At 73.4% G+C, this 26,971-nt stretch carries 28 protein-coding genes; 16 read left to right on the top strand and 12 right to left on the bottom strand.

Annotated elements, in window-relative coordinates; all coding sequences use genetic code 11:
* Nucleotides 1-32: 32 nt before the first annotated feature.
* The 4 genes from ACRWNP_RS17860 to ACRWNP_RS17845 all read right to left on the bottom strand — a co-directional run bounded on the left by ACRWNP_RS17860 (nucleotide 33) and on the right by ACRWNP_RS17845 (nucleotide 5,222).
* The gene (locus tag ACRWNP_RS17860) at nucleotides 33-2,045 is read right to left on the bottom strand and encodes a flotillin family protein (RefSeq protein ID WP_431962411.1); all 2,013 of its coding nucleotides are present in this window, start codon (nucleotides 2,043-2,045) and stop codon (nucleotides 33-35) included.
* A gap of 57 nt (nucleotides 2,046-2,102) precedes the next feature.
* Nucleotides 2,103-2,771: a hypothetical protein gene (locus ACRWNP_RS17855; RefSeq protein WP_431962409.1), complete on the bottom strand. Its 669-nt coding sequence runs from the start codon at nucleotides 2,769-2,771 to the stop codon at nucleotides 2,103-2,105.
* 141 nt (nucleotides 2,772-2,912) lie between these two features.
* Entirely contained in the window at nucleotides 2,913-4,013 is a 1,101-nt protein-coding gene (locus ACRWNP_RS17850; protein WP_431962407.1) for a PucR family transcriptional regulator, read from the bottom strand.
* Between the two features lie 219 nt (nucleotides 4,014-4,232).
* Nucleotides 4,233-5,222 (bottom strand): helix-turn-helix domain-containing protein, encoded by a 990-nt coding sequence (locus tag ACRWNP_RS17845; RefSeq protein ID WP_431962405.1) that lies wholly within the window; start codon nucleotides 5,220-5,222, stop codon nucleotides 4,233-4,235.
* A 58-nt stretch (nucleotides 5,223-5,280) separates the two neighbouring features.
* Between ACRWNP_RS17845 and ACRWNP_RS17840 the strand changes: the two genes are divergently transcribed.
* Nucleotides 5,281-6,543, top strand: a complete 1,263-nt coding sequence (locus ACRWNP_RS17840; protein ID WP_431962403.1) for an MFS transporter — start codon at nucleotides 5,281-5,283, stop codon at nucleotides 6,541-6,543.
* Between the two features lie 32 nt (nucleotides 6,544-6,575).
* Here the strand turns inward: ACRWNP_RS17840 and ACRWNP_RS17835 are convergent, their stop codons facing one another.
* Nucleotides 6,576-8,198: an FAD-binding oxidoreductase gene (locus ACRWNP_RS17835; protein WP_431962401.1), complete on the bottom strand. Its 1,623-nt coding sequence runs from the start codon at nucleotides 8,196-8,198 to the stop codon at nucleotides 6,576-6,578.
* 113 nt (nucleotides 8,199-8,311) lie between these two features.
* On the opposite strand from ACRWNP_RS17835, the gene ACRWNP_RS17830 reads away from it, so the two are divergent.
* Complete coding sequence (locus ACRWNP_RS17830; protein ID WP_431962399.1) at nucleotides 8,312-8,923, top strand: TetR/AcrR family transcriptional regulator; 612 nt, start codon at nucleotides 8,312-8,314, stop codon at nucleotides 8,921-8,923.
* A 38-nt stretch (nucleotides 8,924-8,961) separates the two neighbouring features.
* Here the strand turns inward: ACRWNP_RS17830 and ACRWNP_RS17825 are convergent, their stop codons facing one another.
* Entirely contained in the window at nucleotides 8,962-9,702 is a 741-nt protein-coding gene (locus ACRWNP_RS17825) for a TSUP family transporter (protein ID WP_431962397.1), read from the bottom strand.
* Between the two features lie 257 nt (nucleotides 9,703-9,959).
* Between ACRWNP_RS17825 and ACRWNP_RS17820 the strand changes: the two genes are divergently transcribed.
* From ACRWNP_RS17820 to ACRWNP_RS17795, 6 genes are all read left to right on the top strand, one after another.
* Nucleotides 9,960-11,597: a phosphodiester glycosidase family protein gene (locus tag ACRWNP_RS17820; protein ID WP_431962395.1), complete on the top strand. Its 1,638-nt coding sequence runs from the start codon at nucleotides 9,960-9,962 to the stop codon at nucleotides 11,595-11,597.
* 130 nt (nucleotides 11,598-11,727) lie between these two features.
* Nucleotides 11,728-12,843 (top strand): PP2C family protein-serine/threonine phosphatase, encoded by a 1,116-nt coding sequence (locus ACRWNP_RS17815; RefSeq protein WP_431962393.1) that lies wholly within the window; start codon nucleotides 11,728-11,730, stop codon nucleotides 12,841-12,843.
* A 42-nt stretch (nucleotides 12,844-12,885) separates the two neighbouring features.
* A complete protein-coding gene (locus tag ACRWNP_RS17810; RefSeq protein ID WP_431962391.1) occupies nucleotides 12,886-13,107 on the top strand; it encodes a hypothetical protein in 222 nt (73 codons plus the stop codon).
* A gap of 108 nt (nucleotides 13,108-13,215) precedes the next feature.
* On the top strand, nucleotides 13,216-13,869 hold the full coding sequence (locus ACRWNP_RS17805; RefSeq protein WP_431962389.1) for a TetR/AcrR family transcriptional regulator: 654 nt from the start codon (nucleotides 13,216-13,218) through the stop codon (nucleotides 13,867-13,869).
* A 40-nt stretch (nucleotides 13,870-13,909) separates the two neighbouring features.
* Complete coding sequence (locus ACRWNP_RS17800; RefSeq protein WP_431962387.1) at nucleotides 13,910-15,115, top strand: cytochrome P450; 1,206 nt, start codon at nucleotides 13,910-13,912, stop codon at nucleotides 15,113-15,115.
* 51 nt (nucleotides 15,116-15,166) lie between these two features.
* Nucleotides 15,167-15,388 (top strand): ferredoxin, encoded by a 222-nt coding sequence (locus ACRWNP_RS17795; RefSeq protein ID WP_431962385.1) that lies wholly within the window; start codon nucleotides 15,167-15,169, stop codon nucleotides 15,386-15,388.
* Nucleotides 15,389-15,397: 9 nt separating this feature from the next.
* Here ACRWNP_RS17795 and ACRWNP_RS17790 read toward each other — a convergent pair whose 3' ends face one another.
* Nucleotides 15,398-16,345: a N(4)-(beta-N-acetylglucosaminyl)-L-asparaginase gene (locus tag ACRWNP_RS17790; protein ID WP_431962383.1), complete on the bottom strand. Its 948-nt coding sequence runs from the start codon at nucleotides 16,343-16,345 to the stop codon at nucleotides 15,398-15,400.
* Nucleotides 16,346-16,877: 532 nt separating this feature from the next.
* Here ACRWNP_RS17790 and ACRWNP_RS17785 point away from each other — a divergent pair.
* Nucleotides 16,878-17,753 (top strand): DivIVA domain-containing protein, encoded by an 876-nt coding sequence (locus ACRWNP_RS17785; protein WP_431962381.1) that lies wholly within the window; start codon nucleotides 16,878-16,880, stop codon nucleotides 17,751-17,753.
* 9 nt (nucleotides 17,754-17,762) lie between these two features.
* On the opposite strand, the gene ACRWNP_RS17780 is transcribed toward ACRWNP_RS17785, so the two are convergent.
* A complete protein-coding gene (locus tag ACRWNP_RS17780; protein ID WP_431962379.1) occupies nucleotides 17,763-18,509 on the bottom strand; it encodes a class I SAM-dependent methyltransferase in 747 nt (248 codons plus the stop codon).
* A 145-nt stretch (nucleotides 18,510-18,654) separates the two neighbouring features.
* Between ACRWNP_RS17780 and glgA the strand changes: the two genes are divergently transcribed.
* Together glgA and glgC are read left to right on the top strand one after the other, a co-directional pair.
* On the top strand, nucleotides 18,655-19,851 hold the full coding sequence (gene glgA, locus ACRWNP_RS17775) for a glycogen synthase (RefSeq protein WP_431962377.1): 1,197 nt from the start codon (nucleotides 18,655-18,657) through the stop codon (nucleotides 19,849-19,851).
* Nucleotides 19,852-19,868: 17 nt separating this feature from the next.
* Complete coding sequence (gene glgC / locus ACRWNP_RS17770) at nucleotides 19,869-21,086, top strand: glucose-1-phosphate adenylyltransferase (protein ID WP_431962375.1); 1,218 nt, start codon at nucleotides 19,869-19,871, stop codon at nucleotides 21,084-21,086.
* Nucleotides 21,087-21,294: 208 nt separating this feature from the next.
* Here the strand turns inward: glgC and ACRWNP_RS17765 are convergent, their stop codons facing one another.
* Entirely contained in the window at nucleotides 21,295-21,714 is a 420-nt protein-coding gene (locus ACRWNP_RS17765) for a PPOX class F420-dependent oxidoreductase (protein WP_431962373.1), read from the bottom strand.
* A gap of 173 nt (nucleotides 21,715-21,887) precedes the next feature.
* Nucleotides 21,888-22,193, bottom strand: a complete 306-nt coding sequence (locus tag ACRWNP_RS17760; RefSeq protein WP_431962371.1) for a hypothetical protein — start codon at nucleotides 22,191-22,193, stop codon at nucleotides 21,888-21,890.
* A 162-nt stretch (nucleotides 22,194-22,355) separates the two neighbouring features.
* Here ACRWNP_RS17760 and ACRWNP_RS17755 point away from each other — a divergent pair, with 162 nt between their 5' ends.
* Nucleotides 22,356-23,363, top strand: coding sequence for a zinc-binding alcohol dehydrogenase family protein (locus ACRWNP_RS17755; RefSeq protein WP_431962369.1), 1,008 nt, complete (start codon nucleotides 22,356-22,358; stop codon nucleotides 23,361-23,363).
* 89 nt (nucleotides 23,364-23,452) lie between these two features.
* On the opposite strand, the gene ACRWNP_RS17750 is transcribed toward ACRWNP_RS17755, so the two are convergent.
* Nucleotides 23,453-23,914, bottom strand: coding sequence for a group III truncated hemoglobin (locus ACRWNP_RS17750; protein WP_431962367.1), 462 nt, complete (start codon nucleotides 23,912-23,914; stop codon nucleotides 23,453-23,455).
* Entirely contained in the window at nucleotides 23,911-24,345 is a 435-nt protein-coding gene (locus ACRWNP_RS17745; protein ID WP_431962365.1) for a hypothetical protein, read from the bottom strand. Before ACRWNP_RS17745 ends, ACRWNP_RS17750 begins: the two co-directional genes overlap by 4 nt.
* Before the next feature lie 175 nt (nucleotides 24,346-24,520).
* Between ACRWNP_RS17745 and ACRWNP_RS17740 the strand changes: the two genes are divergently transcribed.
* The 4 genes from ACRWNP_RS17740 to ACRWNP_RS17725 all read left to right on the top strand — a co-directional run bounded on the left by ACRWNP_RS17740 (nucleotide 24,521) and on the right by ACRWNP_RS17725 (nucleotide 26,692).
* A complete protein-coding gene (locus tag ACRWNP_RS17740; protein ID WP_431962363.1) occupies nucleotides 24,521-24,817 on the top strand; it encodes a hypothetical protein in 297 nt (98 codons plus the stop codon).
* A gap of 471 nt (nucleotides 24,818-25,288) precedes the next feature.
* A complete protein-coding gene (locus ACRWNP_RS17735) occupies nucleotides 25,289-25,633 on the top strand; it encodes a hypothetical protein (protein WP_431962361.1) in 345 nt (114 codons plus the stop codon).
* Between the two features lie 158 nt (nucleotides 25,634-25,791).
* A complete protein-coding gene (locus ACRWNP_RS17730; RefSeq protein ID WP_431962359.1) occupies nucleotides 25,792-26,316 on the top strand; it encodes a helix-turn-helix domain-containing protein in 525 nt (174 codons plus the stop codon).
* A 139-nt stretch (nucleotides 26,317-26,455) separates the two neighbouring features.
* Nucleotides 26,456-26,692 carry a response regulator transcription factor gene (locus ACRWNP_RS17725; RefSeq protein ID WP_431962357.1) on the top strand — a complete coding sequence of 79 codons (237 nt, stop codon included), beginning with the start codon at nucleotides 26,456-26,458 and terminating at the stop codon, nucleotides 26,690-26,692.
* Nucleotides 26,693-26,971: the final 279 nt, after the last annotated feature.

Here is a 26,971-nt window from a genome sequence, read left to right as displayed (position 1 = left end):
GTGCGCGCTCCTTGGCTCTGTCCGGCCGGCCGTCAGACGTGCGCCGTGCCGTTGAGGCCGGCGACCGGGGTCTGGTCGAGGCCGAGTTCCCGTGCCGTGTCGAGCAGTCGCCGGAGCTGGCCGGTCCGGTCACCTCCCGCGCTGATCAGACGCATGAGCAGGGCGGAGAGCGTCAGATCGCGGACACCTGCGGCGTCCACCGAACCCAGCACGCGCGCCAGGTCGTCGGCGACGTTCGACTCGCCGTCCAGCCACGGACGGGCCAGCGCCTGGACGGTGTCGGAGTGTCCGACGAACGCGTCCACGCTCCTGCCGTACGAGACGGACTTCACCAGCCGGTCGAAGAACACGCTGTCCCCGCCGACGATGTCGATCTTGGCGTTCTCCAGACCCGCGCCGACCAGCGCCGCCTGCGCCTCGGCGATCTGCCGCTGGACGTCCAGGCCCGCCAGGCGGATGTCCTTCTCCGCCGCCAGCCGCAGCCGGTACTCCTCGTGCCCGCGCGACGCCTCGTCCAGGGCGGCCATGGCGGCCGCCTTCTCGGTGAGGCCGGCGGCCTCGGCCTTCAGCCTCTCGCCGATCTCGGTCGCGGCGGCGTGGGCCTTCTCGACGGCGACGGCGGCCTCGGCCCGTCCGGTCTTCTCGATCGCCTCGGCGTCCTTCTCGCGCACCTGCACCGCTGCCAGGCCCTCCGCGGCGGCCTCCGCCTGCACGCCCTCGGCGAGCCGGACCTTGGCCTGGGCGTCGAGTTCGGCCGCCTGCCTGCGGGCCTCGGCCAGCGTCAGCGTCTCGCGGGCCTTGTGGTGGGCCGCCGCCTCGGCCGCCTCCGCCGCCTTGATGTCCTTGACCAGCTTCTCCTGGGCCTCGGCCTCGGCGTGGATGACGACGGACTGGCGGGCGCGCTCGGCCTCCTCGACCGTGCGCAGCCGCTTGATGCTCTCCTCCTGCTCGGCGACGGTGCGGTCGACGGCCACGCGCTCGCGGATGACCTCGGCGATCTCCCGCTTCTCCCCCTCGACCTCCTTGTCCTTGGCGATGCGGGTCAGCTCGGTCTCGCGTTCGCGCGCGATGACCTCCAGCAGCCGGTCCTTCTCGATCCGCTCGTTCTCCACGGCGATGACCCGCTCGCGGTTCTTCTGGGCGACGGCGACCTCGCGGGCCTGGTTCTCGCGCTGGATGCCCAGTTGCTCCTCGGTGCGCAGGAAGGCGGCCTGGGCGTTGAGCCGCTGCTCCTCCTGGACCTGGGCGGTGGTGGCCTCCTCCTTGGCGCGCAGGGTCTCGACCTCGCGCCGCTGCCGGATCTCGGCCTCGGCCTGGCGGCGTTCCAGCTCCAGGATGGTCTCGCGGGCGTCGACGTTCTGCCGCGTGATCTCCTTCTCCTCCGTGCGCTGGTACTCGTTGGTCCGCACGTGCTCGATCGCCGTCAGCTCGGTGATCTTCCGAATGCCCTGGGCGTCCAGGATGTTGGCGGCGTCCAGCTGGGTCATCGGGGTCTGCTCGAGGAAGTCGATGGCCGCGTCGTCGAGGTGGTAGCCGTTGAGGTCGGTGCCGATGACCGAGATGATCCGGTCCCGGAACTCCTCGCGCTTGGTGTAGAGGTCGACGAAGTCCAGTTGCTTGCCGACCGTCTTCAGCGCCTCGGAGAACTTGGCGGCGAAGAACTGCTGGATCGTCTCCTGGCTGCTGGCCCGTTCCGTGCCGATGGACTGGGCCACCTTGATGACGTCCTCGACGGTCTTGTTGACCCGTACGAAGAAGTTGATGTGGATGTCGGCGCGGATGTTGTCCCGGCAGATCAGGCCCTCGCGGCCGGTGCGGCGGATCTCGACGGTCTTCACCGAGATGTCCATGACCTCGGCCTTGTGCAGCACGGGCAGCACCACGGCACCGGTGAAGGTGACGTCGACCTTCTTGGCCTTGGAGATGATCAGGGCCTTGCCCTGCTCGACCTTGCGGAAGAGCCGGCTGACGATCAGGAGCATGCCCAGGGCGATGAGCAGGACGACGGCGACGAGCACGCCGATCCCGATGGTGATGGCGTCCATCAGCGATCCTCGGGTGGGAAGAGGTGGAAGAGCGGAAGACGGGGTGGGACGGCGGGCTCAGCCGGCCGGAGGGCGATCCGGATCGAGCGCGGCGTCGTACGGCGCGACCAGGAAGCACTCCCGGGCGGCGTCGTAGTCGAAGATCAGGGCGGTGCTGCCGCCCACCAGGCCCTCGTCCGGCCCGGCCGTGCGCACCTGGAGGACGGCGGTCGATCCGTCGTCGGCGGTGACCTCGGCCTGCCCGAACCCGGCGCTGACGCGGCCGGTGCGGACGACACAGACCTTGCCGACGAAGTCGGTGCGCGAGGGCGCGCGTTCTCGGGGCACCAGCCGGCGCAGCGGCAGGAGCAGCACGCGCGTGCCGGTCCAGGAGCACACCAGCGCCGCGGCCAGGACGGCGGTGCCGGTCAGCGGCCCGCCGCCGGTCAGGACCCGGCCTGCCAGCGAGGCGAACCACGCGATGCTGATCAGCAACGACAGCGTGACGGTGACCGGGACCCCGCCCAGTCCGAGACCGGCGAGGAAGCCGTCGAAGCCCCCCGTGTGCTCGTGTCCGTCGTGGTGGACGTCGACGCCCTCTCCCCCGTGTCCCCCCTGCCCCCCGCCGAGGGCGTCGACGTCAAAGCCACCGAGCAGGACACTCCCCCAGTACCCGATGACCACCACGAGCGCGAAGCTGAACAGGGCGGTGGGGTAACCGAGCGCGGCTTCGGCGAAATCGCGCATCCCCCTGCCCACCCCCGCTTCGTGCAGTGGCTCCGTTGTCGGTGCCATGACGATGGTGGCAGGGCGGGTGGCCGGTGCACATTGCCGGTTCCCGGCAATTTTGACGCCTTGTTGACGGCCTGTTGACGGCGGGCCCGCGGGCTAGAGAGGCTGTTCGGGCCAGCCGAGCAGCCGGGCGCCCATCGCCGCGGTCTCCAGGGTGTAGCGGTTCAGCGGGTCGGCCGGGTCGTAGCCGGTCAGCACCTTGATCCGCTCCAGGCGGTAGGTGAACGTCCGGACCCCGAGGCCGAGTCGACGCGCTGCCTCCGCGTTGACGTGCCCGGCCTCGGCGTGCGCGGTGATGGTCTCCAGCAGCGGACCGGCCCCGCCCCGCGCCTGCTCCAAAGGCCCCAGCACGGTACGGACGAGGTCGGCCATGGCGGCCCGGTCCCGCATCAGCACGGGGAAGACCAGCAGTTCCTCGGCACGCAGCACGGGAGGATGCAGACGCAGCCGGTCGGCGACGTCCAGGGCCCCGAGGGCCTCCTCGTAGCTGCGGACGATGCCGCTCGTGCCGGAGTGGGTACGGCCGACCGCCACCCGCCGGGCCGCCCCGTACCCGGGGCCGGGGCGCAGCGCCGTGTCGGCGAACGCCTCGAAGACCGCACGCTCGTTGCCGGGGGCGATGCACACGAGCCGGCCGTCCTTGCCGACGACCAGGACGTCCCGGTCGCCGAAGCGGCCCGACAGTTCCCGCTCGATGCGCCGCACCACGGGCTGGCTGTCCTCGTACGCGTCCAGGCCGCGCGCCACGGCCACCGCGTGCCCGCCGCCCAGGCGCAGCCCGAACCGTTCGGCGCGCTCGGCGAGCCGCCCCGGGTCGCTGCGCCCGTACAGCAGGTCGTCGGCGAACTCCCTGCGGGCGGCCTCCTCCTGGCGGGCCAGGAGCCGCTGGGCACGTTCGTGGCCCTCACCGAGCGCGACCATCGCGGCGTCGAGGGCGGTCAGCACCGCCTCGCCGGCCCGCTGCACCTCAATGGCGGTGCCGGCGCCCGCCACGCCCCGCAGCGTGCCCCACGCCTCGCGGGTCGCCGTCAGGTAGGCGCCGACGACGTCGCGCAGCCCGTATCCCCCGCCGCCCGCGCGTTCGCCGGACCGGCGGAGCGCGTCCAGTTCGTCCCGTCGCGGCCGCCGGCCCGTCCCCGAGACCTCGCCCAGCATGCGCGCGTACGCCTCGAGCTCCTCCTCCGGCACGCTCCCCATGGCCCCGTCTCCCCTCCAGGCACACCTCATTGCCGTCCCCCGGCAACCTGGACCGTATCAACCCTGCCGGGACCGGTGATCACCGCCCCTATGGCGGACGATGTACCGGAGCCGGGCCAACCTCCCTTCTCCGCTGTCGGCTTGACGTACGGCCGTTCGAGGGACGATGATCTCCGCACGCTCCCCAGGTCTCCCCCCGTGGCCTGGGGAGTGCCGCGTTCAGACGCCCGCGTCCACGTCCGCGGCGAGGAGGTCGCCGGAGGCGGTGCGCCGGTAGACCACGCGGCGGTCGACACGGGTACCGGTGACCAGTCCGGCGTCGCGCAGTACGGCCAGGTGGCCGCCGACGGTTCCGAGGGACAGTCCGAGCTGGGCGGAGAGCTCGCTGGTGGTCGCGGGGCGCTCCAGTTCGTGGAGGATCGCCGCGCGGCCGGTGCCGATCAGCCGGGCCAGGGCTCGCCGGGGTTCCATGCGCGGCGCGGTCGCGGCGCTGCCCCGGGCCGGGTAGACCAGCGCGTACGACGCCGGCGGTGCCTCGCACAACCAAGTGCCCCTGGACACGGCGGCGACCGGTACGAACAGCATGCCCTCCTCGCCGACGACCCTGTCCGGGGAACCCCAGTGGCTGAAGCGGATCGCGTCCGCGCCGACCCAGGCGCTGTGCCGGCTCATCTGCTCCAGGGCGCGGGGCCAGCCATAGGCGGCGAGCAGCCCGGCCCGGTAGGTGACGTCCCGCTCCAGCAGGGCCCGGCGGCGGGGCCAGTCCGGGGCGACGTGGGCGGTCCAGGCGCGCCGGAAGACCTCGGCGGTCCTGGCGGCAAGGTCGCGTCCGGTGAGCCAGCGAAGGTCGTGCTCCTTCCAGCTGTGCGCCACCGACTTCTCCAGTTCGGCGCGCACCTGCGCGTCGGGCACGCGGGCCACCGCTGCCAGTTCGCTGTCGATCGTGGTCTGCATACCACCGGCCGGCGGCAGGACGATGTGCGCCGGCATCCACTTCGTGGAGGCCAGCAGCCGCAGCAGGCCCTTGGCGAAGGGGTCGGCGTCGACCGCGGCGCTGAACGCCCCTCGGTGGCGGTCGTACCAGGAGGCCAGCCACGGGTCGCAGTACCCGGCGCCCAGCACCCACAGTGACGCGAGGGTCTCGGCCAGCGGCGACAGGGCGAACCGGGACCGCGACAGGGCCAGGGAACTCAGCCTCAACAAGGTCATCTTTCGCCTCCCGCCGAAACGATAGTGCCCCGCGCGGCGCCTCCAGCAGACTCCGCCCGTGCTCCCACCCCCTCCACCACGCCGTGACTTCCGCTGGTTCCTCACCGCCCAGACCGTGTCGCTGCTCGGCAGCGCGATGGCGCCCGTCGCGCTGGCGTTCGCGGTCCTCGACTCCTCGGACGCCCTCGGCGACCTCGGCGTGGTCCTCACCGCGTACATGGTGCCGCTGCTGGTGTTCCTGCTCGTCGGGGGCGCCACGGCCGACCGGCTGCCGCGCCGGACGGTGCTGGTGGCGGCGAACCTCGGTTCGGCCGTCACCCAGGGCTCCGTCGCCGCGCTGCTGCTCACCGGGCGGTACGCCCTGTGGCCGGTCGCGGCGCTGGGATTCCTCAACGGCGTGCTCGCCGCCTTCACCACGCCGGCGCTGCGCGGCATCGTGCCCGAACTCGTTGCCGGGGACCGGATCCGGCAGGCGAACGCGTTGCTGGGCTCGGTGCGCAATGGCGCGAAGATCCTCGGGCCGAGTCTTTCCGGCGTCCTGGCGGCGTCCGTCGGCGGCGGTCCGGCCATCGCCTTCGACGCGCTGACCTACCTCCTCGCCGCCGGCTGCCTCACGCGCCTGTCGTCCCTCACCACCCCTGCCGCGGCAGGTCGCCGCCCGGGGCTGTTCGCCGACATCCGTGAGGGCTGGGCCGCGTACCGCCGGATCCGCTGGGTCTGGACGGTGTCGCTGTGCTTCTGCGTGGTCAATCTGGTGCAGGTCGGCAGCTGGCAGATCCTGGGCCCCGTGCTCACCCGGCAGATCGCCGACGAGGCCGCCTGGGGCTTCGTGCTCAGCGCGCGCGGCGTCGGACTGCTGGTGATGAGCGCGTTGATGTACCGGCTGGCGGCCCGTCATCTGCTGCGGCTGAGTGTGCTGGCGGGCGTGCTCGGCGCACTGCCCCTGCTCACGCTCGGCACGCACCTGGGCGCCCCGTGGCTGATCGCCGCCGCCTTCACCGCCGGGCTGGGCTCGTCGGTCGCGGCTGTCGGCTGGGACACCTCCCTCCAGGAACACGTGCCGCCCGACGCCCTGTCCCGTGTGTCGTCCTTCGACGACCTGCTGTCCTACATCGCCATCCCGGTCGGCCAGCTCAGTGTGGGGCCGCTCGCCGACCACGTCGGCGGGTACCGGGTGGCCGCGGCCGCCGGGGTCGTCCACGCCGTCGCGGCCCTGGCCCCGATGGCCTCGGCGGCCGTACGCCGCCTGCCCCACGGCCGTCCCGCCGCCGCGCACGCCGAGGGGGCGTCCGCCGCGCCGCCCGAGCCGATCGGCCGTTGAGCACGGCGGCCGGCGGAGCGAGCAGGCGAGGCTCAGCCCGCGGGCAGCAGCACGCCCGGGTTGAGGATGCCCGCGGGGTCCAGGGCGGACTTCGCGGCGGTGAGGGCGGCGGCGAAGGGGCCGGGGCGCTGGGTGTCGTACCAGGGACGGTGGTCGCGGCCGACGGCGTGGTGGTGGGTGATCGTGCCGCCATGGTCGGCGATGGCCTGGGAGACGGCGGCCTTGATGTCGTCCCACTGGTCCACCGTGCTGCCCCAGCGGCCCGCGGCGTAGATCCCGAAGTAGGGGGCGGGCCCGTCGGGGTGGACGTGGCTGAACCGGCAGGTGACGACTCCTGTGCCGCAGACGGTGCGGATCGCCTCGTTCGCGGCCTGGGTGACCGCCGCGTGGAGCTCCTCGAAGCGGTCCCAGGTACAGGCGGTCTCGAAGGTCTCCACGACCAGGGACTGCTGGGCCAGGGCGTCGCGCTGATAGGGCATGCGCAGGAAGGACGAACGCCAGGAACGGTCCGCCCCGGCTCCCCTATCCCCGGACGCGCCGTCCGCGCCCGTGTCCGTGTGACGGGCCGGCTCGGGGACGTGGCCGCCGTGGTCGCGGCACAGCTCCAGGGCTCGGTCCATCCAGGGTTCCAACGGGTGGTCGGCTGACTCGAAGGCCAGGATCAGGACGCTGTCGCCGGTGGTGACGCCCGCGTTGACGAGCGCCTCGGCGGGGTCCAGCAGACGGCAGTTCGACGGGTGGAGCCCGGACTGGGCCAGGGCACGGGTGGCGGTGACGGCCGCCGTGAACCCGGCGAAGTGGACGGAGGCGTTCGCCCGCCACCGGGGGCGTCGCTGCAGGCGCATCCAGGCCTCCGTGATGACCCCGAGGGTGCCCTCGGAGCCGAGGAACATCCGGTCGGGCGACGGCCCCGCGCCCGAGGCGGGCAGCCGCCGCGACTCGCCGGTGCCCGACGGCGTCACGACGCGCAGGGCCTGCGTCAGATCGTCGATGTGGGTCCAGAGGGTGGCGTAGTGGCCGCCCGCACGAGTGGCCAGCCAGCCGCCGAGGGTGGAGTACTCGAAGGACTGCAGGAAGTGACGCAGCGTCAGTCCTGAGGGCCGCAGTTGCTCCTCCAGGTGCGGGCCGAGCACGCCGGCCTGGATCCGGGCCGACCGGCTCACCGGATCGATCTCCAGGACGCGGTCGAGGTGCCCCATGTCGAGGGTCACCGCGCGGCGGCCGTCGGCGAGGCGGGGTTCCACGCCGCCGACGACGGAACTGCCTCCGCCGAAGGGGATGACGGCGATCCGCTCGCGGGTGCACCAGTCGAGGAGGTCGACGACGTCCCGCTCGGTGCGGGGGCGGGCGACGAGGTCGGGGGCGTGGCGCAGGTCGCCGCGCAGGTTGCGGACGACGTCCCGGAAGGCCTTGCCGTGGGTGTGCGCGGCCCGGTCGTACGGGGTGCCGGAGCACAGGTGGGCCAGCGGCGGCGGCGCCGTGACCCGTACGGGCGGCAGGGCGAGGGAAGCGACGTCCGGGGGAAGGTGGACGGTGAGGTCGGCACCCGGGAGCAGTCCGGCCACCCGGTCGGTGAGCGCGGTGCGTTCGGCGCCCCGCACCGCGTGCTCGACGATGCCCCATCCCCACCACGACCGTGTGCCCGCGCGCGTCATGCGTGTCCGCCCTTCACCGGCTCGATATGACCAGAAGGTAAATTACCACTCAGTCACATCGGCCGGGAGGGTGAACTGACCTCGAGGTCAGTTCACTGCCTACAATCACGGACGTGGCGAGCGCGAGAACCCGTACCGCGGGCACCAAGGGCGTGCCCCGCGCCGAGCGCGAGGAGCAGCTGCTCACCGCGGCCGTCGAGGAGTTCGGCCGCCGCGGCTACGGCGGTGCGTCGATGGCCGCCATCGCCGAGCGGGTCGGCGTCACCAAGCCGCTGCTGTACCAGTACTTCGGATCCAAGGACGCGCTGTACGCCGCCGCCTTGGAGCGCGTCGCCGGCTCGCTGACGCGCGCGCTCACCGACGCGCTGGTCCCGGGGGTCACCTCGCCGGGCACGCCGTTGTCCGTACTGCGCGCGGTCTTCACCACGCTGGAGGGCCGGCGCCACGCCTGGTTCGTGCTGTACGACCGGACGTTGCCCGCCACGGGTCCGCCGCGCGAGGCGGCCGAACGCCACCGTGCCGTCATCGACGGGCTGGCGGCCGCGGGCAGCGCGGAGTTCCTCGCCGCCCGCGGGATCGAGGACCCGCTGGACCGCGACGCGCTCGAGCAGCTGTGGACCGGCACGGTCAGCACCCTGGTCACCTGGTGGATCCACCATCCCGGCGAGTCCGCGCAGGACATGGCGGAGCGCTGCCGGCGGCTGATCACCGCGATCGTCAGCTGAGCCCGCACGTGCCGCCGCTCGCGGCACACCCGGGCCGCTCAGAGGGTGACGAGGCGTATCGCGGCGAGGAGGGTCAGGGCGACCGTGACGCGCTCGAAGACCTTCGGGCTGATGCGGCTGATCGTCGCGCGGCCGGCGGCGGCCCCCGCCAGCACGGCCGGGGCGGCCGTCGCGCCGAAGGCCAGCGTGCCGGGTGTGATCAGCCCCAGGCCGACGCTGAAGGGCACCTTGAAGGCGTTGAGCAGCAGGAAGAACCAGGCGCTGGTGCCGAGGAAGCCCAGCATCGGCAGCCCCACGGCCAGGAAGTACAGCGACATGATCGGGCCCGCCGCATTGGCCGTCATCGTGGCGAAGCCCGCCAGGATCCCGGCGCCGGCGGCGACGGCCCTGTGCTTCGCCACCGGGTCGTCCGGGCCCCGGCGCCGGCTCCACCAGTGGACGGCGAGCATCGACAGCAGCAGCGCGCCGATGAGTTCGCGCATGCGCGTGTCGTCGACCCGGTCGACGACCACCGCGCCCAGCAGCACCCCGGCCACGACCCACGGGAAGAGCCGCACCAGCCGGCCCCAGTCGGCGTGCCGGCGGTAGACGGCCACGGCCACGACGTCGCCGACGAGGAGCAGGGGCAGCAGCACGCCGGTGGACAGCTTGGCCGGCAGCACCAGCGCGAACAGTGCTACCCCCACCGTCCCGGCCCCGGTCACGCCGGTCTTGGAGTAGCCGACGAGGAAGAGGGCGAGCAGCGCGACGGCCCACTGCGCCGGGTCGAGCGAGGGCATCAGGGCCGCCGGGGGACGGAGAGTGCGAAGGTCACGGCACGTTCTTACCGGGCCCCCGGACCGGCGCCGCGACCGGGGTGGGCCCGGTGGCGCGACCGCGGACAACTCCGCCCTCGTCGCCCCCGGTTTGTCATCGAGGGTTCCCCCGGGGTCCGTCGCCTGGTGGGTTGCCCGTCCCGGTGCGGGTCTGGGATGGCGGATCAAGGCCCGGGCCGCGCCACTGCACCGCCCGGTGGAACCGAACGTCAGGAGTGGGTATGTCCGTCACAGCCGCCGAACCGCGCGACGGGGCGCGCCGGGTGGGGCAGGCCGCACGGAGGGGGGCGGTGTTCGCCGCCGCCCTCACGCTGGTCGCCGTCGTCCCGCCGGCCGTCGCGGGGGCGCAGTCGCCCACCGCCTCCGGCACGCGGGGGATCGCGTGGACGACGCGGCAGGTGGCACCCGGCCTGGAGGTCCGCAGCGGCGTGCGGCGTGACCCCTCGGCCGGCGGGGTGTGGACGGTGACCGTGCAGGCCCCCGCCGTCAACCGGCTGACGGGCGCCGCGACGTGGGCTCCGCTGGGGGACCGCGCCTGGGCCGACGCGACCGCCGGGCGGCTGCGGGAGGCCGGGTTCGAGCCGCGGCTGGAGGCGGTGGAGTGGGACACCTACGCCGACACGCCGCGCGGCGTGATGGGCTGGCAGGTCAGGGTCGGCCGGTACACCACGCAGGCCGAGGCGGGCCCGGCGAACGCCGCGGTCGTGGCCGCCGGTTTCCGTACGGCGACGGAGTGGACCGGTTACGACGGACGGCAGGCCGCCGACGGCGAGCGCGTCCACGTGGCCGTGGTGGACCCGGCGCGGCTGCGCGGGTCGGTCGAGGTCAGCGACGGCGGCAACGTCGCCGACCGGGAGAAGACCTCGGCGGTCGCCGGCCGGCTGGGGTCGCTGCTCGGCGTGAACGGCGGCTTCTTCATCACCTCGGACGCCGACGGCGTCCAGGGCACCGTCGCGGGTCTGTCCGCGGTGGACGGCAAGCTGGAGTCGATGGCGGCCGGTTCGCGTGCGGCACTCATCCTCGGCGACGGCGGGCGGCGGCCGCGGATCGCGGACCTGTCCACCACGGTCACCGTGCGGGCCGGTTCCGCCCGGTACGCCGTGCAGGGCATCAACCGCCTGCCGGGCAAGGTGCGCAACTGCGGCCGTCCCGGCGGCGTCCCGACCGAACGGCCGCGCCACGACACGACCTGCACCCTGGCGGACGACCTGGTGGAGTTCACCCCCGCCTTCCGGGCGGCGCTACCCACCGGCGGCGGTGTGCAGGTGGTGCTCGACGCGCACGGGACCGTGCTCTCCACCGGCGCCCGCGGCGGCTCCGTGCCCGAGCGCGGCACGGTGCTGCAGGGCACCGGCGCCGCGGCGACGTGGCTCACGGAGCACGCCCGGACCGGCGGGCGACTGGTCGTACGGCAGGTCGTCCGGGACGCCGCGGGGCGTCAGGTCCGTCTCGGCCCCGGCGACAGCATCGTGAGCGCGGCGCCCACCTTGGTGGAGGACGGCCGCGTGCACATCGACGCCGCCGGCGAGGGCACCTTGGACCCGCTGGACCTGTCGTTCGGTTTCGCGTGGTCCAACGTGCGCCAGCCGCGGACGATGGCCGGCATCGACCGGCGGGGCCGGCTGCTGCTGGTCACGGTGGACGGGCGGCGGCCCGGGGTGAGCGAGGGCTTCACCCTCGGCGAGGCGGCCCGGTTCATGCGGTCGCTGGGCGCGGTACAGGCCCTCAACCTCGACGGCGGCGGCTCGTCGGTGATGGTGGTCGACGGCGTACTGGCCAACGTTCCCTCCGACGCGACCGGTGAGCGCGCCGTCGGCGACACGATCCAGGTCCTGCCGGGTCACCGCGGCGAGAACTGACGCGGGCCGGCGCCGTCCACCCGGCTCGCCCGCACTCCGACCACCCCGGGCCGGGCCCCGGGGTGGTCGCGGGTCCGTCCGGCCGGACGGGCACCTCGCACCCCCCTTCTGCCCCGGTATGATGCGCTTCGTGATCATGTCCGGATGGCTGCGGCACCGAAGTGCCCGCCTGGACGGCCGCCGGAAGGCCGGCTGGCTCGCCCCGGTGATCCTGACCGTGCTCATCGCCTCGCTGGCGTTCTCCACCCCGCGCGAGATCGCGATCAGCCGCCTGCTGCCCGTCGCGCCCGCCCTGGCCGCCGCGATGTGGCCGGTGCTGGCGACCGTACTGCTGGGCGCGTTCTGCCTGCTGGTCATGGTGGGCCTGAGCTTCGCCTACACCGACCTGGGCACCCCGTACACCGGGGCCGCCATCGTCGCGGTCACCCTGGCGGCGGCGTACGCCAGCCACGTACGGATCCAGCGCGAGGAGGCGCTCTTCCACGCCCGGATGGTCGCCGACGCGGCGCAGGCCGTACTGCTGCGGCCGCTGCCGCGGCACGTCCAGGGCATGGAGATCGAGTCGCTGTACCTGGCCGCACAGGTGCAGGCACGCATCGGCGGCGACTTCTACGAGGTGGCCGACACGCCCTACGGGGTGCGGCTGCTCATCGGCGACGTACGCGGCAAGGGGCTGTCCGCCGTGGGCGCGGCCTCGGCGCTGATCAGCTGCTTCCGGGAGGCGGCGCACGACGAGCCGGACCTGCGGGGGATCATCCACCGCCTGGAGACCAGCATCAAGCGCCACAGCTCCGGCTACCCCGGCCAGGACCTGCCGGAGCGCTTCGCCACCGCCGTGATCGCCGAGATCCCGCACGGCGGCGGCCGCCTGCGGCTGCTCAACTGCGGGCATCCCCCGCCGGTCCTCCTGCGCACCGGCCGCATCCAGGTGCTGGAGCCGACCGCCGCCTCCCCGCCGCTGAACCTCGCCGACCTCATCGGTGAAAACTACTTCGTGGACACCCACACCTTCGCCCCCGGCGACCAGTTGCTGCTCTACACCGACGGCGTCACCGAGACCCGCGACCACACAGGGGCGTTCTTCCCGCTGCCGGACTGGCTGCGGCGGCAGAGCCCGGCGGCGCCCCGCGAACTGCTGGACGGGCTGCACCGGGAACTGGTGCGCTACAGCGGCGGGCGGCTGGAGGACGACATCGCCGCCCTGGCCGTGCGCTCGCCGCACGTCGTGTCCCGCGACGTCCCGTAAATCGCTGTCGCACGGACCCGGCCCGCCCCTACGCTCGCCACCATGCCCCGGCCTCACGGATTCTCCTACCGCCGGCGCGGCGACGGTACCGTGGTCGTCACCCACGGCGCGCGCACCGCCGCCCTCCTGCGCGGGGAGCGCGCCGAGCGGTTCCTGGAGGAAGTGGAGCGCGGCGACGCCCAGCTGGTGATGGCCCGCTGGACCGGCGACTACAAGCGGGGCAACGAGCGCACCGCCCGCGACCACCCCCGCAACCACGGCTGACCGGCCGTCGCGGACCCCCGCCACCCGTACACAAAATGTACAGTTTGATAGCGTTTTGTAAGCTTTTTCCATGGAACGTCGTCGGCCGGTGCCGGATCCGCGACCGCGATGGGCGCTTCGCGGGTGAGCCTGCGCGCCGAACAGCGGGACCTGACCCGCAACCGGATCCTGGACGGGGCGGTCGAGGTCTTCGCCGCCAAGTCCTTCGTCACCGCCACCATGGAGGACATCGCCCGCGCGGCCGGGGTCACCCGGGCCACGGTGTACGCGCACTTCCGCGGCAAGGCGGAGGTCATCGCCGCCCTGACGAACCGGGTGTACCAGGTCACCGACGACCTGTACGCCGAGCTTGCCTCCGTCCCCGAGTGGACCCGCGCCGGCGTCCGCGACTGGCTGGAGCACGCCGCGTCGGGCTGGCGGGCCCTCGCGCCGACGATCCGCGTACTGCTGGCCGCCACCCCCTCGGCGGCCGGTGACGACGGCAGTGCCCGCGACCGCTATCTGGCCGCCCACGAACGCTACGTGGCCCTGCTGACCGCCGGGCCCCGGCGGTGGCGGGGCGTGACCCCCGCGCAGGCACGGCAGCGGGCCCTGATGGCGGTGCTCCAGACCGGGTCGTTCCTCACCGCCTGGATCGCCGGCGGCCGGCCGGTCGACACCGACGACCCGCTGGAGATCCTCGCCGACGACCTGTGCCACCTGCTGCGGCCCGCCCTCGGCGGCCGCGCCGCCGCACCTCGCGATCCCCGCGGGCCGTCGTGAGGACCGCGCCGACACCCCGAGCTCATGGGAGGCGTGCGCCATGGCCACGACCGAGCCCCGGAACTACCCCCTCACCGAAACCGACCGCCTGACCGTCGACCCTGCCTTCGCCCAACTGCGCAAGGACGAGCCGCTGTGCCGGGTCCGGTTCCCCTACGGGGAGGCCGCCTGGCTGGTCACCCGGTACGAGGACGTCAGGACCGTCCTCGGTGACCCCCGGTTCAGCCGGGCCGAGGCGGTCCGCCGTGATGAGCCGCGCCTGCGGCCGCACCGGGGCCTCAAGGGCAGCATCCTGGACCTCGACCCCCCGGACCACACCCGGCTGCGGCGGATCGTGGCCAAGGCCTTCACCGCCCGGCGCATCGAGCGCCTGCGACCCCGCACCGAACAGATCGCGGCCGAACTGGCCGACGGCATGGCCGCCCGCGGCGCCCCCGCCGATCTCGTGGCCGACTTCGCCCTGCCGCTGCCCGTCACCGTCATCTGCGAACTGCTCGGCGTCCCTCTGACCGACCGCGCCGACTTCCGCACCTGGTCCGACGCGCTGCTGTCCACCTCGAAGTACACCCCGCGGGAGATCCAGGACTGCACCGACGCGCTGATGGCGTACATGGCCGCCCTGATCGCCGAACGCCGCGCCGCGCCGCACGACGACCTGCTCGGCACCCTGGTCGACGCCCGCGACAACGACGAGCGCCTGTCGGAACGGGAACTGCAGGTCCTGGCGATCTCGCTGCTCGTCGCGGGCCACGAGACCACCGCCACGCAGATCCCCAACTTCGTCTACGCGCTGCTCACCCACCCCGAGCAACTCGCGGCACTGCGCGCCGACCCCGGTCTCGTCCCCGCCGCCGTCGAGGAACTCATGCGCTACGTCCCCCTGGGCAACGGCGCCGGCATGCCCCGCTACGCGCTGGACGACGTCGAACTCAGCGGCGGCACCGTACGCGCCGGCGAGGCGGTGGTGGTCTGCCCCGTGTCGGCCAACCGCGACGAAACGGTCTACACCGACCCGGACCGGCTCGACCTGCTCCGCCAGGAGGCCTCGCACGTCGGGTTCGGGCACGGACCGCACCACTGCCTGGGCGCCCAACTGGCCCGCATGGAGCTACAGGTGGCCCTGCGCACCCTGCTCGACCGACTGCCCGGACTGCGCCTCGCCGGGCCGGAGGAGAGCGTCGCGTGGAAGTCCGGCCTTCTCCTGCGCGGACCCGAGCGGATGCCGCTCACCTGGGACCGGGCCTGACAACACCTGGCGACAGCCGGCAACACCCGACGAGACCGAAGGACACCGATCATGACCTGGCAGATCGAGGTGGACCGGAACACCTGCATCGGCACCGGCTCCTGCGCCGGCATCGCACCCGGGCATTTCGAGCTACGCGACCGCAAGTCGTGCCCCAGGCACCCGACGGCCGAACCGGACGAGCGCCTGGTCGACGCCGCGGAGTCCTGCCCCGTGGAGGCCATTACCATCCGGGACGCGACCAGCGGGGAACTGATCGCGCCCCAGCCCTGAGGCCTGTCGTCAGACCAGCGTGCGCGGGCGGAGTTCCGGCTCGGTGGAGGCGTCGGTCATCACGGCGTAGACGCTGCCCTCCTGGCCGGCCGCGCCACCGTGCCGCCCGTCCGGGGTGAGCGCCAGCGCCCTCAGCTCGGACCGGTACTCGTCGGGCAGGCCGGCCGCCTCCTCCAGGGCGACGCGGCACGCGTCGGCGGGCTCCTTGCCCAGCGCCAGCAGGTCGACCACCGTACGCGCCGTCCCGCCGCGCAGGCTCAGCTCGCCGCGGCCGGTGCAGGCCGCCCCGCCACCGCGCAGATCGCACCAGTTGCCCGCCCCCGGGACGGCGGAGTCCCCCACCCGTCCCGGGTACTTGAAGGGGTATCCGGAGGTCGAGACGCCCACGCACATCTCGCCCTGCGCGTCCAGGGCGATGATGTTGATCGTCCCCCACGGCCCCTCGTGCGGCGCCATCCGCCGCACCAGCTCCAGCGCCGCCCGCCGGTAGCGGCGGTCGCCGTCCACGGCCGGGGTGTTCTCCCCCTCCACCGCCTCGGCGGCGGTCAGCAGCTGCTCGCGCCACATGGCCCGGGACTCCTCGGTCAGCAGCTCGGCGGCCTCGAACCCGTTCTCCCGCGCGAACAGGGCGGCGCCCTCCCCCACCAGCAGGCAGTGCTGCGGCAGCCGCTCCATCACCGCGCGCGCCACCGAGATCGGGTTCGGGAACCCGCGCAGCGCGCCCACCGCGCCGAACCTGCGGTCCGAACCCGTCATCACCGACGCGTCCAGCTCGACGACGCCCTGCGCGTTGGGCAGCCCGCCGGTGCCGACGTAGTGGTCGGTGAGGTTGTCCTCGCAACGGCGCATCGCCGCCTCCACGGCGTCCAGTGCCGTGCCGCCCCGTCGCAGGACGTCCATCCCGGCCGGCAGACCGACCTCGCTGCGCTCGCTTCCGATGACGACGTGCTGCGTCATGAGTTCCCCTTCTCTGGTGGGTCGGGTCGTACGGGCGCCCCGCGGCCCCCGGCACCCCGCCCCGGCACCGGCGACGAGCTGGTAGGACGTCGCGGCGAGCCCGACGCCGGGCCCGGAAGGGCCGGTCGCCGCCCGGGCTCTGCCGCGAGGACGCGCGCTTCCTCGTGGGTCCGGCTCACGTCGGCGTGCCGGCCGGTTGAGGCCCCGTCGGGCAGCCCACGTGTGCCGTCCGGAAGGTGTCCGTACCCAGCCTCCGGGGGCCTGTATTCACCCGTCCGGCCCTTTCGCCGGACGCGGAAGGAAATCCACGCTGTCTGCGGGCGCGGTGACAGCGCGGATGATCACAGTTGCCACTGCGCCGCCCGCAGTTGCGCCATCCACGCCGCTCGCCCGGGTCCCACGATCGGCGCTGGTGACACCGCCCGCACCGCCCCCGCGCGGTGTTCCCGGGCTGCCCAGGCCCGGTCCGCCGCCCAAGCTGGAGTTGACGGATGCGGTCAGGACTTGTCGACGAACACCTCGAGGTGAGCAGATGGCACAGACGCCGATTACCCCCGAGAACGTGCGCAGGAAGCAGTTCACCACCGTCCGCCTCCGCGAGGCCTACGACGAGCGCGAGGTCGACGACTTCCTGGACGACGTGCAGGCCGAGCTGACCCGGCTGCTGCGGATCAACCAGGACCTGCGCGCCGCGATCTCCTCCGCCGAGGCAGCCGCCCGGCAGCCCGAGGAGCCCGAGCTCGAGGTGGCGTCCGGACCGGAACCCGAACCCGAGCCCGAAGCGGCGCCGGAGCCGAAGCCCGTCCCCGGCCCGGCCGCCGAGGTGACGGAGCCCGAGGCGCCCGAGGCAGCCGAGGAGTCCGCGGAACCGCAGCCCGGGTTCGCCGCCGACAGCACGGCCCGGCTGCTCGCCCTGGCCGAGCGCACCGCCGAGCAGGCCGTCACCGAGGCCCGCGCCGAGGCCCACAAGATCGTCGGCGAGGCCCTCGGCCAGGCCGAGAGCCTGCGCCGCGACGCCCGCGACCGGGCCCAGGCCCTCGAACACGAGGCCCAGGACAAGCACCGCCAGGCGATGGTCTCGCTGGTCACCGCCCGCACCGTGCTGCAGCGCAAGGTCGAGGACCTCCGCACCTTCGAGAACGCCTACCGCACCCGTCTGACCGCCCACATGCGGTCCCAGCTCCGCCGCCTCGACCGCGACCTCGCCCGTTCCCTCGCGCCGCCTCCCGCTCCCCCGACGGTCTCCCTCACCCGCACCACCGCGAAGCGCACCGCGGAACCCCATCCCGTTTCCCCGGCCCCCACCCCGGCCATGGCCACCGCCCCCGACCCGACCGCCCCACCGGCCCCCGCCCAGGACACCACCGCCCTCACCTCCGCGGGCTCCCTGAGCGGGGAGGAGGACTGAGGCGGCCCGTCAGCTCTCCGGAGTGCGGAGCCGGTACACGGAGACGTGGGAGCGGGATTCGGCGGTGAACTCTGCGCCGAGCCAGTCGGCGTGGCGGGACTCCAGGACGAAGCCGGCGAGCTGGGCCATGAGGTCCAGCTCGGAGGGCCAGATGTAGCGGTGCGGGCTGCGGTAAAGCCGGGTCCGCTCGCCGTCGGCGAAGCGGAAGTGGTGCGAGACGACCTGCTGCCGCAGGACGTCGTAGGTGTCCACGCCCATGTACCCGGATTCGGAAGTCCAGACCACCGCCTGCTGACCGGGCGGCAGTTTGCGCAGCTCGGGAACCCACAATTCGATCACGAAGCGCCCGCCCGGTGCGAGATGGCGGGCGGCGTTGCGGAAGCAGGCGACCTGTTCGGCCTGCGTCAGCAGGTTGGAGATGGTGTTGTAGACGAGGTAGACGAGCCGGAAGATGCCCGGGGCGCGGGCGGTGGCCATGTCACCGACGACGACCGGGACGGTCGCGGCGTCCGCCTTGGTGCGCAGTTGGTCGATCATCGGCTGGGACAGCTCGATGCCGCTGACCGGTACGCCCTGGCGAGCCAGTGGTACGGCGACACGGCCGGTGCCGATGGCGAACTCGAGCGCCCGTCCGCCGTCGGCGAGTTCGGCGAGACGGTCCACCGCCGGTCCGAGTACGTCGGGGGCGAACATGCCGGTGCCGGGGGTGTCGTAGGCGCGGGCGGTCTCCGCGCCCCAGATGTCGTCCTGTCGCATACGCCCGACGATCCACGAAGCGCGCGGCGAAGTCGAAGGAATTTGGCGCGGGACATCACGCGCTGAATGGCGGGGAACACGGATCGAACACCGTTCCGCGGGGCATGGATGTCCCCACACGGCGACGGGACCCCGGGAGGCGCCCGTGAAGGTGGCACTGCTCACGCGGGAGTACCCGCCGTACGTCTACGGCGGGGCGGGCGTCCATGTGGAGTTCCTGGCCCACGAGCTAAGGACGCTGACGGACCTTCAGGTCCACTGCTGGGCCGGGGCGGACGGCGCGGACGCAGCCGACGACGCGCACGGCACCGGCGTCACCCGCCATGCCGCCGCCGGGGAGCTCGCGGGCGCGAACGAGGCACTGCGCAGCCTGTCGGTCGACCTGTCGATGGCCGCCGCGCTCGCCGGACAGGACCTTGTGCACTCGCACACCTGGTACGCCAACCTCGCCGGCCATCTGGCCAAACTGCTGTACGGCGTGCCGCATGTGATGACCGCCCACTCCCTCGAACCGCTGCGTCCCTGGAAGGCCGAGCAGCTCGGCGGCGGGTACGCGCTGTCCAGCTGGGCGGAGCGGACGGCGGTCGAGGCCGCGGACGGCGTCATCGCCGTCTCTCACGGGATGCGCGCGGACATCCTGCGGAGCTACCCGTCGCTCGACCCGGCGCGTGTGCACGTCGTCCACAACGGCATCGACACCCGCCTCTACCGGCCGGACGAGGCCACCGGGGCGCTGGCCGCGCACGGCGTCGACCCGGGCCGCCCGTACGCGCTGTTCGTCGGCCGGATCACCCGCCAGAAGGGGGTCCCGCACCTGCTGCGGGCCGCGCGGCGGATCGATCCGGAGCTGCAGATCGTGCTGTGCGCCGGGGCGCCCGACACCCCGGCGATCGACTGGGAGTTCCGCGAGCTGGTGGAGGAACTGCGCGCGGTGCGCGGCGGGGTGATCTGGATCCCGCAGATGCTGCCCCGGCCCGAGGTGGTGCAACTGCTCACACACGCCGCGGTGTTCGTCTGCCCGTCGGTGTACGAGCCGCTGGGCATCGTGAACCTGGAGGCGATGGCCTGCGGCACCCCGGTGGTCGCGTCCGCGGTGGGCGGGATCCCGGAGGTGGTGGAGGACGGCGTGACCGGACACCTGGTGCCGTACGAGGAGAAGGACCCGGAGGCGTTCGAGGCGGGGCTCGCCGCGGCCGTCGGCGCGCTGGCCGGCGATCCCACGGCGGCGGCACGGATGGGGGCGGCGGGACGCGAGCGTGCGGTGGCGGAGTTCGGGTGGGACGCGGTGGCCCGCCGCACCGTGGACGTGTACGAGGAGATCTGCAGGTCGCAAGGGCGGTAGCGGCAAAGGGGGCAGGGATGCGCGGCGGACCATCGGTACTGGGAATCGTGCTCGCGGGCGGCGAGGGCAAGCGGCTGATGCCGCTGACCGCCGACCGCGCCAAACCGGCGGTGCCGTTCGGCGGCGCCTACCGGCTGGTGGACTTCGTGCTGTCCAACCTCGTCAACGGCGACATCATGCGCATCTGCGTGCTGACGCAGTACAAGTCGCACTCCCTGGACCGGCACATCACCACCACCTGGCGGATGTCCAACCTGCTGGGCAACTACGTCACCCCCGTCCCGGCGCAGCAGCGGCTGGGCCCACGGTGGTTCCTGGGCAGCGCGGACGCCATCTACCAGTCGCTGAACCTGGTGTACGACGAGCAGCCCGACTACATCGTCGTGTTCGGCGCCGACCACGTGTACCGCATGGACCCGCGGCAGATGCTGCGCCGGCACATCGAGGCGGGCGCGGGGGCCACGGTGGCCGGCATCCGCGTCCCGCGCGACCAGGCCTCCTCGTTCGGGATCATCACCCCGGCGCCGGGCGGGTCGCGGGTGGAGCGGTTCCTGGAGAAGCCCGTTGATCCGCCCGGTCTGCCAGGGGACCCCGACCGGGTGTACGCCTCGATGGGCAACTACGTGTTCACCACCAAGGTGCTGCTGGACGCACTGGCCCAGGACGCCGAGGACGATGCGTCGGTGCACGACATGGGTGGCAGCATCATCCCGCTGCTGACCGCCAAGGGGCAGGTGCAGGTCTACGACTTCGACGACAACCACGTCCCCGGCGAGACCGCTCGCGACCACGGCTACTGGCGGGACGTGGGCACCCTGGACGCGTACTACGACTCTCACCAGGACCTGATCTCGGTCAACCCGGTCTTCAACCTCTACAACGACCAGTGGCCGCTCTACACGCACTCGCTGCGGCTGCCCCCGGCGAAGTTCGTGGCCGGCGGGATCGCGAGCGAGTCGATGGTCAGCCCGGGCTGCATCATCTCGGGGCAGGTCACGCAGTCCGTGCTGTCGCCTGGGGTGGTCGTGGAGGAGGGAGCGGTGGTGCAGGGGTCGGTGCTGCACGACAACGTCCGCATCGGGCGGGGCGCTGTCGTGCGCCGCGCGATCCTCGACAAGAACGTCGTCGTGCCCGCGGGCGCCACGGTCGGCGTCAACCCGGAGCGGGACCGCGAGCTCTACCACGCCTCCGGCAACGGCGTCATCGCGCTGGGCAAGGGGCAGCGCGTCCTGTGAGCGGAGCGGTGGAGCTACCCGGTGACGCGGCGGCCGCGGGACCGGCCGCCGCGGGCATCCCCAGGGCGGCCGGGACGCGGTGAGCGGCCCGTCGGCGGCCGCCGGCGTAGGGCAGCCGGACGGCCGGCTGGAGGTGACCGGGACCCGCATCCCGCGTGGGACCCGGTCGACGGCGCAGCCGTACGGGGGCTGACGGGCCGCCGGCCGGTCAGCCCGGCTGGCTGCTGTCCTTGAGCGTGCCCCAGCCGTGCCACCGCTCGATCTCGATCAGGCCGCTGACGCGCTCGCGGTCGCGCTGCGGGTAGGGGCGGCCCAGGTACTGCTGGGCCAGCCGGTCGATGTCGGCGAGACCGGTGTCCTCGCGCAGTTCGGCGACGCGCCCGATCAGGGTGAGGTGGGTGTACCAGTTCCCGTCGTCCAGGACCGTGAGGCTGACCCGCGGGTCGTTGCGGATGTGGTCCAGGCGCTTGCGGCCGCCGTCCATGTTGACCAGGACCCGGCCGTCGTCCCACAGGTACCAGGTGGCCGTGGACACCGGCTGACCGTCGGCCCTCAGCGTCGCGATCACGGCCGGGTTGGGCTTCTTCAGCATCTCGATCGCGGCCGGGGTAAGCGGGGGCATGGACACGGGCACTCCTTCTCGGTGATCTTCGGCGCTGCGCGCTCACCGTGCCACATCCCGTACGGCCGCGCGGCGGCCCGGACCCGGCGCGCCCTGCGGTGTCCGCCGAAGGGGCGCCCCCGGCCCCGTGCGTCAGCAGAACCAGCCGAGGCGCCCGGCGGAGCGGGCGACGGCAGTTCTCAGATTCGCTTCACCACCGCGCTGAAGCCCGATGCACTGCGAATAGACCCGGTAGCCGGCGGGCGGCGGCTTCGGTCACGGCTTCGCGGCGGGTTCCTCACGTCCGCGCCGGGGCCGGCGGCCGGCCCGCGCCATTCGATGAGGTCCGGGTCGGCCAGGTCGATGGCGTCGGGACCGGCGCCGGCGCACCGCAGGAAGTCCTGGAAGTCGCGAAGGTGGTACGCGATCCCCAGGATCTCGCCGCCCACGCGGACGCGCCGGCCGCCGCTCATCGATGACGGCTTCACGATGACGCGACGCTGCATGGCGTCAGGATGACGCCCCTTCTTTCCGGCCCTGCCCCGCATCCCCGGCCGCCGGGCGGCGCCCTGGTGGCGGCACCCGGATGGCCCGGCTGTCACTGCCCGGGGCCCGAGGGCGTGCCAGGCTGGCCGAAACCCGTCAGCGCAGTGAGGGAGCCTCCGGCCATGACCGAACGGACCATGCGGGCTGTCGCCTCCTACCGGGGACTGCCCGTGGAGGATCCCGAGAGCCTCGTGGACGTCGAGGTGCCGGTGCCGGATCCCGAGCCCCGAGACGTGCTGGTGCGGGTGCAGGCGGTGTCGGTCAACCCCGTCGACATCAAGGTCCGCCCCGGTCTGCCCGCCTCCGACCGGCCCCGCGTCCTCGGCTTCGACGCCGCGGGCGTCGTCGAGGCGGTGGGTGCGGAGGTGGCCACCCTCCAAGTTGGGGACGAGGTCTGGTACGCCGGGGACCTCACCCGTGCCGGCAGCAACGCCGAGTTCCAGATCGTCGACGAGCGCCTCGTGGCCCGCAAGCCGCGCAGCCTCGGATTCGCGGAGGCCGCCGCCCTGCCACTGACCGGCATCACCGCCTGGGAGACCCTCTTCGACCGGTTCGCCCTGGACGCCAGGTCCACCGGGACCCTGCTGGCGCTGGGCGGCGCGGGCGGTGTGGGCTCGATCCTCATCCAGCTGGCGAAACAGCTGACCCGCCTGCGGGTGCTGGCCTCGGCCGGCCGCCCCGAGACCGCGCAGTGGGTCACCGGGCTGGGGGCCGACGCCGTGGTCGACCACCACGACCTCGCCGCGACCGCCGCGGCGGCGGCCCCGGACGGCATCGACTACCTGCTGTCCCCGCACTCCGCCGGCAACGTCGAGACCTACGCCCGGATCATGCGCCCGGGCGGTCACATCACGGCGATCGACGAGCCCGAGGGACTGGACCTGCTGCCGCTCAAGGCCAAGAGCATCGCGTGGCACTGGGAGTTGATGTTCACCCGGCCGATGTTCCGGACCCCCGACATGATCGAGCACAAGAACCTGCTGCAGGAGATCGCGGCCTTGGTCGACGACGGCCGCGTCCGCAGCACCGTCACCACCACCATCGAGGACTTCTCGGCCGCCGGGCTGCGCCGCGCCCACACGATGGTGGAATCCGGCCGGACCATCGGCAAGGTCGTCGTCACACGCTGAGGAGCGGGGGCGACGGCCACGGGACGGCCAGGCTCGCCTGCCCTGGCCGGCGGCGACAGCCCCGTGCGGGGCGGCCGCCGCCGGGGACCTCAGAGCGCTTCGCCGCCCTCACGGCGGCGAATGCTGACGTACTCGCTCGCGTCGCGGCCGGCCAGGCGGCGCTGGAGGGATCCGGCGATGCGCTCGGCCTGCCGCTTGGCGAGTTCGGCCTTGTCGCCGCGGAAGAGCCCGTCCACCGTCAGGGTCCACAGTGCCAGCCAGCGGCCGAAGTGCTCGGCGCCCAGGGGGGCCATACGGTGCAGGGCGAGATGCGGGGCCAGCGCGTTGCGCCGGTACCGGCCCGCGGCGAAGAGCACCGTTTCCCAGAAGTCGCACATGATCGGCATGTGCGCGTCGAGGTCCATGCGGGCCACCTCGGTGAAGACCGGCCCGATCAGGGGATCGGCGAAGGCCCGCCGGTAGAAGGCGGTCACCAGCACCTCGACGTCCGCGCGGTCCGCGAGGTCACGACCCGTGCCGCCCCGCACGGCCACGGGCCCGGACGCGTTCACAGCCGCTCCAGGACGAGCGCGGCGCCGCATCCGGCCAGGCACAGCGCCTTGACCGCCTCGAGCGCGACGTACCGCAGATGGGCTCGGCTTCGCGGGCCGGTCTCCCCGGCGAGCACGGCGGCGGTGCGGCGGTTCAACGCGGGCCGGACCACGAACAGTTGCGCCAGGAGCATGGCGACGGCCCCCGCGCCGAGACCCAGCGCGACCGGCCCCGGCACCTCCCACGCCAGCGCCACGGCGGCGATCGCCGCGAGCACCGCCTCGACGCGGTTCAGCGCGCGGAAGACGATCCGCCCGATGCTCAGGCCCAGGGGCACGGTGATCCCCTCGGCGCGGAACTTGAGGGGGGCTTCCAGGAACGAGATCCCGAGCACCATCCCCAGCCACACGAAGACCGCGGCCACCTGCGCCAGCACGGCGCCGGCGTTCACCGGGCGCTCCGCTCGGGGCGGCGCCGGACAGTGCGCACGGGATGACGTCGGATGCGGTGAAGGTCCATGCCTCCACCCTAGCGTAAATGCGCATATGAAATGCAAATTAGAGTCGCCCGTCACAATCCCCCCAACGGGGTTGGGGCGCAAGTCGATCGGCCTCGAGAATGGCCCGATGACCTCGCCCGTTCTGCTGCCCGACCACCGCCTCGAAAGCACCGCCGTCGTCGCCGGCAACACCACGACCCGTGAGCGGGGTCTGACCGGCGCCAACAGCTACGCCCGCGAACCCGGCTTCGACCCGGTCGGCCATCTGCTGTCCCACGCTCCCGAGCCGCGCCGGCTCGACCTGTGCGGCGGGCAGGGGCCGGCCCTGCGGGAGGCCTCCGGGCGTCTGCCGGCCACCGCGCGACTGACCGGTGTCGACCTGGTGGGGCCCCTGGCACCGACGCCCCTGCCGCCCTCGGTGTAACTGGTCACCGCGTCGGTGACGGCCTGGGAGCCGACCGCGCCGTACGACCTGATCACCTGCGTCCACGGCCTCCACTACGTCGGGGGCCTGCTCGTCGCCCACTTCGACCCGGCCCCGATCCGCTGGGCCGACGGCGGTCCCGCCGGGGGTTCGTCCTGGCCGCCCTTCGGGCCGAGGGCTTCGCCTGCAGAGCGCGTCACCACCGCCTCACGCTCGACGGCCCGCGCGCCCTCCACCTGCCCCTGCGCTACGTCGGCGCCGACCCGGACGCCGGCCCCAACGACACCGGCCGGCCCGCCGTCGCCGCCCACTACCGCCGCGACGGCTGAGTCGCGGGAGGAACTGCGGACGGCCGGATCAAACCGGTGACGGTTCCTGTCAAGTACCGAAATCCAGCGACATGACGCGTGGGCGGCCGCACGGCTTACTGGAGACATCGCGAACTCCTCCGGCTCACGAAAGAGAGCTCCCATGAAGCGCACCTCCGGTATCCGACGCCTCGTCACGCTGACCGCCGTGACGACCCTGGCAGCAGGAGGCACACTGCTCCCCGCCACCGCGTTCGCCGCGACGCCCGGCCAGGCGCCGGCGCACCCCGTCACCGCCAAGGCGACTGGGCACGGCGGCTGGGGCGGCGGCCACGGAGGCGACTGGGGCGGCCGGGGCCATGGCGACGGCTGGGGTGGTGGGAGCGACTGGAACCACGACAAGGGTCCCGGTGGCAACGGCAACGGCGGCATCATCATCGTCGTCGGCGACAACAATTCCACCAACGTCAACAACGGGACCATCAACAACGGCGTCATCGCCGACTGACGACTCCCCGGGCCCGGTCACGTCACCCCCGACCAGGCCTGCCGGAGGCGCGGGCAGCCACGGCCCGCCGTGGAAGGGCGGAGGTCCTCACGCCCTCCTCGGACCTCCGCCCTTCCACGACACCTCTCCCCCAGCACCCCCGGAACGGAGCACCTGCCATGTCCAGGCACGCCCTGCGGCGTCCCGTCGCCACGGTGATGGCCGCCCTGGCGGTAGCCGGCGCCACCGCGGGCGCCGCGCAACTGACCCACACCACCGCCGCCGACCGCCCCGCCCCATGCTCCCGGTACGACGGCCGCGGGGGCGACGGCGCTGTCACGGGCCGGGACGGCCTGCCCGGCCTGCCCGTCGCGGCGGCCGCGTCCGGATGCGCCCTGCCCGGCGCCCTGCCGGACAAGCCGGAGGACCGGCTCTCCGTCGTGGACAAGGCCCGGATCGTGGTGCTCATGGCGGACGGCGAGGCCCGCGATTCCGAGGTGGCCGCGCAGTACCGGGTCTCCGAGGACCAGGTCGCCGCCTGGAAGCGGCAGCTGCTCCTCGGCGACTGGTTCGGACTCCTGCGCCCGGATCAGCACCAACCGCGGCCACGTCAACGGCTGGAGGGGTACGACCGGGTCTTCGGCATCTTCACCGCGGCCGACGGCGTCCCCCGCCCTCGCGCGGCCGGCACACCCGCCTCGTGACACGTCTGTGACAGTCGGCGGACGATGTGATGACGTCGGCGCGCGAGGGTGGTCCATAGAGGGCAAAACGCCCTAATCGGACATCCATCTCCTGCTTCCGAGGGCGTGAGCAGGGACGACAGCCGCCGAAGGACACCCGATGAGCTCCGCACCCACCACGCCCCAGTCCGGCACCGGGACCGAGGTCCCCGAACTCGCCCCCCGCGAACGCGAGACCCTCCGCCACATCGCCGCGGGCCGCACCTACCTCCAGACCGCCCGCCACATGGGACTGTCCAAGCACACCGTCGACGCCTACCTGCGCCGCATCCGCGCGAAACTCGGCGTCTACAGCACCGCCGAACTCACCCGCACCGCCATCGCACTCGGCCTGTGAGCCCGGCCGCACGGAGGGTGGCAACCGCCGGCCTTCCGAGGGGGAGCCACGCCGGCAGCACGGGTCCCACGACGCGCCAGGCCTCCTCGGCCTCGTCAGCGCGGATGGACAGCAAGCACTTGCCGAGGTCTTCTCGGGCACAGCGGGCGCGGGCCCGGCAGCAGTAGCGCGCGTTGAGGTTTCCGGTCGCCCCGAGGACGGCGAACCTCTCGCGGACCGCGAACTCCTCCGTCGAGGGGCCGATCTGTCGCGACGTCACCCGGGGAGGGGGTCAGGAGC

It is taken from the genome of Actinacidiphila sp. bgisy160 (assembly GCF_965342435.1).
GTDB lineage: Bacteria > Actinomycetota > Actinomycetes > Streptomycetales > Streptomycetaceae > Actinacidiphila.
This window is presented reverse-complemented; position numbering and strand designations above follow the sequence as displayed.

Excerpts from the sequence above, each read along its gene's own strand:
- ACRWNP_RS17860 (WP_431962411.1), bottom strand. The coding sequence starts at position 2,045 with ATGGACGCCATCACCATCGGGATCGGCGTGCTCGTCGCCGTCGTCCTG.
- ACRWNP_RS17855 (WP_431962409.1), bottom strand. The coding sequence starts at position 2,771 with ATGCGCGATTTCGCCGAAGCCGCGCTCGGTTACCCCACCGCCCTGTTC.
- ACRWNP_RS17850 (WP_431962407.1), bottom strand. The coding sequence starts at position 4,013 with ATGGGGAGCGTGCCGGAGGAGGAGCTCGAGGCGTACGCGCGCATGCTG.
- ACRWNP_RS17845 (WP_431962405.1), bottom strand. The coding sequence starts at position 5,222 with ATGACCTTGTTGAGGCTGAGTTCCCTGGCCCTGTCGCGGTCCCGGTTC.
- ACRWNP_RS17835 (WP_431962401.1), bottom strand. The coding sequence starts at position 8,198 with ATGACGCGCGCGGGCACACGGTCGTGGTGGGGATGGGGCATCGTCGAG.
- ACRWNP_RS17825 (WP_431962397.1), bottom strand. The coding sequence starts at position 9,702 with ATGCCCTCGCTCGACCCGGCGCAGTGGGCCGTCGCGCTGCTCGCCCTC.
- ACRWNP_RS17820 (WP_431962395.1), top strand. The coding sequence starts at position 9,960 with ATGTCCGTCACAGCCGCCGAACCGCGCGACGGGGCGCGCCGGGTGGGG.
- ACRWNP_RS17810 (WP_431962391.1), top strand. The coding sequence starts at position 12,886 with ATGCCCCGGCCTCACGGATTCTCCTACCGCCGGCGCGGCGACGGTACC.
- ACRWNP_RS17805 (WP_431962389.1), top strand. The coding sequence starts at position 13,216 with ATGGGCGCTTCGCGGGTGAGCCTGCGCGCCGAACAGCGGGACCTGACC.
- ACRWNP_RS17800 (WP_431962387.1), top strand. The coding sequence starts at position 13,910 with ATGGCCACGACCGAGCCCCGGAACTACCCCCTCACCGAAACCGACCGC.
- ACRWNP_RS17795 (WP_431962385.1), top strand. The coding sequence starts at position 15,167 with ATGACCTGGCAGATCGAGGTGGACCGGAACACCTGCATCGGCACCGGC.
- ACRWNP_RS17790 (WP_431962383.1), bottom strand. The coding sequence starts at position 16,345 with ATGACGCAGCACGTCGTCATCGGAAGCGAGCGCAGCGAGGTCGGTCTG.
- ACRWNP_RS17785 (WP_431962381.1), top strand. The coding sequence starts at position 16,878 with ATGGCACAGACGCCGATTACCCCCGAGAACGTGCGCAGGAAGCAGTTC.
- ACRWNP_RS17780 (WP_431962379.1), bottom strand. The coding sequence starts at position 18,509 with ATGCGACAGGACGACATCTGGGGCGCGGAGACCGCCCGCGCCTACGAC.
- glgC (WP_431962375.1), top strand. The coding sequence starts at position 19,869 with ATGCGCGGCGGACCATCGGTACTGGGAATCGTGCTCGCGGGCGGCGAG.
- ACRWNP_RS17760 (WP_431962371.1), bottom strand. The coding sequence starts at position 22,193 with ATGCAGCGTCGCGTCATCGTGAAGCCGTCATCGATGAGCGGCGGCCGG.
- ACRWNP_RS17755 (WP_431962369.1), top strand. The coding sequence starts at position 22,356 with ATGACCGAACGGACCATGCGGGCTGTCGCCTCCTACCGGGGACTGCCC.
- ACRWNP_RS17740 (WP_431962363.1), top strand. The coding sequence starts at position 24,521 with ATGACCTCGCCCGTTCTGCTGCCCGACCACCGCCTCGAAAGCACCGCC.
- ACRWNP_RS17735 (WP_431962361.1), top strand. The coding sequence starts at position 25,289 with ATGAAGCGCACCTCCGGTATCCGACGCCTCGTCACGCTGACCGCCGTG.
- ACRWNP_RS17730 (WP_431962359.1), top strand. The coding sequence starts at position 25,792 with ATGTCCAGGCACGCCCTGCGGCGTCCCGTCGCCACGGTGATGGCCGCC.
- ACRWNP_RS17725 (WP_431962357.1), top strand. The coding sequence starts at position 26,456 with ATGAGCTCCGCACCCACCACGCCCCAGTCCGGCACCGGGACCGAGGTC.